This is a genomic window from Floridaenema aerugineum BLCC-F46 (assembly GCF_041929345.1).
GTDB classification, from domain to species: domain Bacteria; phylum Cyanobacteriota; class Cyanobacteriia; order Cyanobacteriales; family Aerosakkonemataceae; genus Floridanema; species Floridanema aerugineum.
The window spans coordinates 22,436-29,208 of sequence record NZ_JBHFNQ010000026.1; the positions used below are offsets into that span (position 1 = coordinate 22,436).

The 6,773-nt window shown below is 37.1% G+C and carries 3 protein-coding genes; all 3 read left to right on the forward strand.

Translation table 11 applies throughout. The features are described from left to right. The first annotated feature begins 19 nt into the window (after nt 1–19). The 3 genes from ACE1CC_RS02925 (at nt 20) to ACE1CC_RS02935 (ending at nt 6,612) form a co-directional block, all read left to right on the forward strand. Nucleotides 20–1,423 (forward strand): DUF1822 family protein, encoded by a 1,404-nt coding sequence (locus ACE1CC_RS02925; protein WP_413268978.1) that lies wholly within the window; start codon nt 20–22, stop codon nt 1,421–1,423. A gap of 38 nt (nt 1,424–1,461) precedes the next feature. Continuing rightward, nucleotides 1,462–3,987 (forward strand): ABC transporter substrate-binding protein, encoded by a 2,526-nt coding sequence (locus ACE1CC_RS02930; RefSeq protein ID WP_413268979.1) that lies wholly within the window; start codon nt 1,462–1,464, stop codon nt 3,985–3,987. Nucleotides 3,988–4,125: 138 nt separating this feature from the next. Further along, complete coding sequence (locus ACE1CC_RS02935) at nt 4,126–6,612, forward strand: ABC transporter substrate-binding protein (protein WP_413268980.1); 2,487 nt, start codon at nt 4,126–4,128, stop codon at nt 6,610–6,612. Nucleotides 6,613–6,773 lie beyond the last annotated feature (161 nt).

Here is a 6,773-nt window from a genome sequence, read left to right on the forward strand (position 1 = left end):
TCAATTGTAAAACAAAATCATGAAAATCGATATCGAAACATTAAGCAACATTTATTCTGAACATCTTTGGTTAACATTGTCCGGGGATGATTTGAAAAAAGCTGAACCCGATCCGCGAGATTATTCTAATCAAACAGGTTGCCATCAGGCTTACATAAATCGTCTGTGTCTCAATCTTTTATTGAAGTGGATGCAGGAAAATTTAGAAACAGAAATTTCGCCTAATATATTTCCCAATGAAAAGTTTTTCTGCAAAATATGGGAATTTGTGAATGGATGTGGGATTAATTTGGGGAACAAAAGGCTGGTACTAATTCCTAGCGATGCGATTGATATGGCAGATTTTTCTGTACCTCAAGAATGGGTGGATATTCCTAATTGGACAGCAGATTATTATCTACCTGTGAGAGTTGATTTAGAAGAAAAATATTTGCATTTTTGGGGTTTTGTGAGCCGGGAAACTTTGAAAGCTAAGGCAGATTACGATTCAATTTATCGCCTCTATCATTTGTCAGGAGATTGGGTGATTCCGCACTTAGAAATACTGGCAGTTAAGCTTGAGCTTTGTCCTGATGAAAAAGGTTCAGTAATAGCTTTGCCCAAATTATCTGAAACTGAAGCGGAAGATTTGATGGAAAAACTGAGCAAACCTTCGCCTTATTCGCCACGCTTGAAGGCAAAGTTTGAAAAGTGGGGTGCATTGTTAAATGAGAGTCGTTGGTTACAAGAATTGTACCAAAGGCGGGTTTTACCACTAGGAAAAATTTGCAGTCTGAGTGAGTGGTTGAATGGTGCTGTGGAAGCAGGTTGGCAGACTTTTGAAGATTGGTTAAAAAGCAAAACTGTAGCACCTGCATTTAGACTCAAAAAAGTGAGGGGAATAGAATTGGAAACGCCAGAAAAAATTAACCGAGCAGTTAAGCAGTTACGTAACAGTCAAAGTGAGGTAATTTTACCTCAGAATATGGAAGATAAAAATGCTTTGGTTCAGTTGATACTACATACTAGCGATGAAACAATTCGCTGGAAAGCTGCTGAATATTTGTGGACGATCGATCCAAATTACCCTAATCCTGCGATTAGAAGGGTGATGGATTTAGGTGTGCAATTAAAAGGAAATCATATCGCTTTGATGATTGCAGTTTTGCGAAAATTGGATGGTCAAGTTGCTGTGTTGCTACGAGCTTATCCAATGGGAAATTCTTTGCAGAGTAGCGGAGTTTATGGTTCTAAATTACCTCCAGGTTTGCGATTAATTGGACTTTATGAAGATGGTAATCCTATCCCTGGTTTGGAGGCTACAGCGAGAGAAAAACCGCTAGATAATTACATTTCTTTGAATTTTAGTGCTGATGTTGGCGATCGCTTCCACGTCCGCTTAACTCTGGGCAATATTAGCATCACTGAACAATTCATTGTTTAATATAATTATCAAAAACCAGCCGTAGAAAGAAAAAGCCAATGACCAAAGTAGTTGTCTTCCGAATTGCAACAGGTGATTTTGAGCAAGGTTTCCCGCTGAGTCTCGAAATTCGAGAAAATGGGATACTCTGTGCTGATGAAGTTCAAGGTAAACTTGCACCAGCACCGGATATTCTCCAATACTACGAGGAATGGCAACAAGCTTACTACGCCTGGGGTGAAGATCCAAATTGTCGCTGGTGGAGAAGACAGATTAATGTTCCACCGCAAAGTAATTCCAACTATTCCAGCGAGGACAGTAGAGAGCGAGTAAAAAATGCAGCTGATGGGTTAGAACAAGAGTTCAACAATTGGTTAGATCGTTCCTCGCTGGAAGAGATTAAAGAGGAATTACTTCAAACTGTAAGAGGTGATGAACCTGTAAAATTTGTCATCCAAACTAACAACCGAGAATTACAAAAATTACCTTGGGAACTTTGGCGTTTTCTGAGAAGGCGTTATCGTCATCCTGAAGTAGCTTTAAGTAGTAGAAGAACACCGGAAAGAGGCGTTCTTAGTCTTCCGGTAAAAATTCTGGTAATTTTGGGAAGTGACGACCATATTGACATTCAAACAGATGGGAATCTACTTAAAGAAACGTTAAAAACAGCAAAATTAACTCTCTTGAAACAACCTGAATCAAAAATATTCCGAGAAGCTTTGATGAATCAATCTTGGGATATTGTCTTTTTTGCCGGACATAGTTCTACTAAACCAGGAGGAAATGATGCTACAATCTCGATAAATAAGAAAGATAGTCTATCGCCACAACAATTAAGAATTGCGTTAGAAAAAGCAGCCAGAAGAGGATTGAAACTGGCAATTTTTAATTCTTGTGATGGATTAGGTTTAGCACGGCAATTGGAAAGTTTGAAAATTCCTCATATTATTGTGATGCGTCAGCCAATTCACGATGAAGTGGCACAAAACTTCTTGAATGATTTCCTAATTAGTTTTGCTAATGGTGCTTCTTTAGAGCGAGCCGTGCATGAAGCCCGCGATCAGTTAAGGTTGATAGATCATTGCTCTCCTAATGCTTCTTGGTTGCCTGTAATTTTCCAAAATCCTGAAGAATCACCACTATTTTATCCACAGGAACCTGTCAGCAGAAAAGGAATAAATAAGAAGTTTAAGTTTTGGCAATTGAGTGCGATCGCTTTCGTTTTATCATTGCTCGTATTTGGCATTTCACATCATTTATTACCCAAGTTTTATCCTCAGCCAACAGCTTGCGATCTTCAACTCAATAAGAATTTACCAATGAGTTGCGGGGAAAAGGCTTTAATGAATCCGAAAGAAAGTCAGCCGCAACTAGAAAAACAAAAAGGTATTGATGCGATCGCTAATAGAGACTATTCCCAAGCCGTTAATCTACTAACAAAAGCATGGAATGAAAAGAAAGATCCAGAAACGCTTATATATTTGAACAATGCCAAGATTATGGCTGGGAGTATTAATCCAGCTAATATTTACACTATCCCTCTAATAGTTCCCTTCTCCAATTCTCCAACTTTCGTGAGTGAAGATATCGTCAAGGGGGTAGCTTGGCTGCAAGAGCGATTTAATAACGATCCACAAAATCAATTGAAAATTAAAGTTTTACTGGCGGATGATAGTAATAATAAAGAACAGGCTCGAAAGATTGCTCAAGAATTAGTAAAGCGGCAAGATGTTCTGGCTGTTATTGGTCATTATTCCAGCCATCTTTCAATTAATGTAAAACCAATTTATGAAAGCAACAAATTGGTTTTACTATCGCCAACCAGTACGGCTAATGATGGACTAAGTTCTACTCATCCTAATAATATTTTCTTTAGACCTGTATCAACTACTCAATTAGCAAGTTATTCTTTAGTTGATTATCTCATTGCTAAAGGTTATCAAAAGGTAGCTATTTTTTACACAACAGGTAAAGCTTTTAGCGAAGCTGCAAAAAAAGACTTTAAAAACGCTTTGAACGATCGCATACAAATTGTTGCTGATTTTGATTTAAGAGAAGATACATCTAAAATAAAAAGTAAGGTGGCTTGGGTTAAGCAAAAGTTTAAAAATGCAGCTATAGCGCTGTTTCCTGATGCTTATACTATTTCCAATGACTCCAATAAACTAGAAGTAATTAAAGAGAACAATGGGGAATTATTAATTGTTGGCGGCGATACAGTACCAGAAGACAAAGTTTTAGCTTTAGGAAAGACAGCATTACAAAAAATGGTCATAACTGTTCCTTTTTATGCCTCAGATAATACTGCTAAAGAATTTCAGGAATTTTGGGGAAATACAGAGTTAAATTGGCCTGTGATTATGTCATACGATGCCTTACAAATGGTAATTGATGCCATACAATTTCAGCTAGATAAACCCAGTAGAGAGGGAATACAGAAAGCCTTAGTAAATCCAAAATTTAGTAGTCAAGGTTTCAGCGGAAAGATTACTTTGAAAGGAAGCGATCGCCAAGAAAATACCAATACACTAATTGCACCTGATTGTTCTTCAGAACCTTGCACTTGGCGGCAAATAAAAAACTAAGTATAGAAGGCTACTCAGCAAAAAATAGTAAAAATTTATAAAAAAATAAGAACTTTAACTTGACGAAACAGAAAAATTTTTTGTATAACTTGCTTAAGTATTATCGAGTCCTATTACCATAATTAAAGGGCTATAAATATGGGTAAGCAAGTCATCTTCAGAATCGACCCGGGTGATTTTGAAACAGGTTTTCCTATAACCTTAACCATTAGGGAAAATAGAGAAGTTTGCGTTCAAGAAGTCAAAGGTAGACTTGCACCAGCACCAGAAGTTATCGAGCATTATAATAATTGGCAAACAGCTTACTACTCTTGGGGAGAAAGCAACCGTTGGTGGAGACGACAGATAGTTGTTCCCCAGCAAATAGAAACAAACTGTTCGAGTAGCGACAGAAAGGATGAAGTTATTAGTTCTGCTGGCAGGTTTAAAGAAGCTCTAAATGAATGGCTAGATCGGTCTTCCTTAGAAAAACTGAAACAACGACTTTTACATACAGTTGGCATAAACGACTTAGAGAGTTTTATTATACAGACCGATAACCAAGACTTACAAAAACTTCCCTGGGAATTATGGAGTTTTCTTCAGGAATATTATAACTATGCTGAAGTTGCTTTGAACAGCAAAAGCACCCGCAGAAGAGGAGCTTTGAACAGCCAAGTTAAAATTCTAGTTATTCTGGGAAGTGATGAAGAAATTGATATTCAAACTGATTGGAATATTCTGCAAGAAAAATTAAAAGGTGCTCAGTTAATTTTATTAAGAGAACCCGGAAGACAAGAATTTGTAGAAAAGCTAGTTAGTCAACCTTGGGATATTATCTTCTTTGCTGGGCATAGCTCCACGCATCCTAGCGGAAATGATGGGGGAATTTGGATTAATAATAATCAAAATGATGAAGGATATTTATCAACCACAGAGCTTGAAAGATATTTAAGAATAGCAGTTAGTAATGGCTTAAAATTGGCAATTTTTAACTCTTGTGATGGATTGGGATTAGCACGAAAATTAGAAAAGTTACAAATTCCTCATATTATTGTAATGCGCCAACCAATTCATGATGAAGTGGCGCAAAAGTTTTTAAATGATTTCCTGACTAGTTTTGCTCATGGTGCTTCTTTACATCAAGCTGTACATGATGCTCGCGATCGGTTAAGGTTGTTGATAGATAATAGTTCTCCTAATGCTTCTTGGTTGCCTGTAATTTTCCAAAATCCTGAAGAACCACCATTATTTTATCCACCAAAACCACCAATACCAATTAATTGGAAAATTGTTCTGGGAGGAATAGGAGGAGCGATCGCACTTTTTACTCTTGGTTTGGGAATCTACAAATTCAATGAACTATCAAAAGATGCTACTCTTGCACCAGGAATTAGTTTAGGAGAAGAAATTATCAGCGAAAAAAATATTACTCCAGAAAAAGAAGCTGGAGTGAAAGCATTTAGAGATAAAAATTATTTAGAAGCGATCGAATACTTTAAAGCATCTCTTCAGAAAAACCCTAACGATCCAGAAACCCGAATCTATTTAAATAATGTCAGAGCAGCTAATACCAAAGCAACTATTAAAATTGCTGTCAGCGTACCTCTTGGTAGCAACCAACCTATAGGCGAAGAAATGTTGCGAGGTGTGGCTGAAGTTCAAGAGGAAATTAACCGAGAAGATGGAATTAAGGGTAAGCAATTACAAGTAATTATTGCCAATGATAATAACAATGATAACCTAGCTAAAGAAAATGCTGAGAAGTTTGTCAAAGATCCGGCTATTTTTGCAGTTATTGGGCATAATGGCAGTAATGCTTCAGTAGCAGCGGCTCCGATTTATCAGCAGGGGAAATTGGTGATGATTTCTCCAACTAGCTTTGCTAATCAATTGAAAGCAGATTCGTATATTTTTCGCTTAGTTCCGCAAATTACTTTTTTTGCTGCACAATTATCTCAAGGTTTAGGCAAGGTAATTCCTCAACCGAAAGTTGCCATTTGTGTGGATAATATATCTCCAGATCAAGAGTCTTTTAAAAATGAATTTAAGTCTGTTGTTTCAGCTTACAAAGGACAGCATATCGAGGTAAACTGTAACTTTTCCGATCCAAAATTCCTTCTTAGTAGCACTATTCAGGCAATTAAAAATCAAAAAGTTAATAGCCTGATGGTAGCACCTTATGTGGATAATTTGCCAAAAGCGATCGCACTATTCAAGGAAGTTAAACAAAATAAATTGCCTGTTAAACTATTTGGTAGTCCAACTTTGTATAATGATAAAACCGTCGAATGGGGAAGAGACGCAGTGGAAGGTTTAACAATATCAGTTCCCTACTTTCCTAATGAGCAAGAAAAAGAATCTTTTCGAGAACTCTGGAAAACCGAACTAAATACTTGGCGTTCCTCGACAGCTAAAGATACAACAATTGCGATCGCAACAGCTTTACAAGAACTACTTAAACAACCAGATCCAACCCGCCAAAATTTAGACAAAATCCTCAGAAACCCAAACTTTAAAGTCCAGGGAATCACTGGAGAATTTAAGTTTAACAACAAAACAGGCGAACGCGAATTTCTCTTTCAGCAACAGCGTCCTGATACATTAGTTCAAGTTCAAAACGGTAAATTTGTTAAAATTGAGTAGCTTCCCATTAATCGAAACTAAATTATTAGGCTCTCCCGGATTTATGGTGATAACAAAATCTTATTTAAATGTAGGGTGTGTTAGGCACGGGCGATAAATTCAGCATTTCAACCCATAAATAAGTTCCCGTGCCTAACGCACCGTTTCCCTAGTTTGTAACA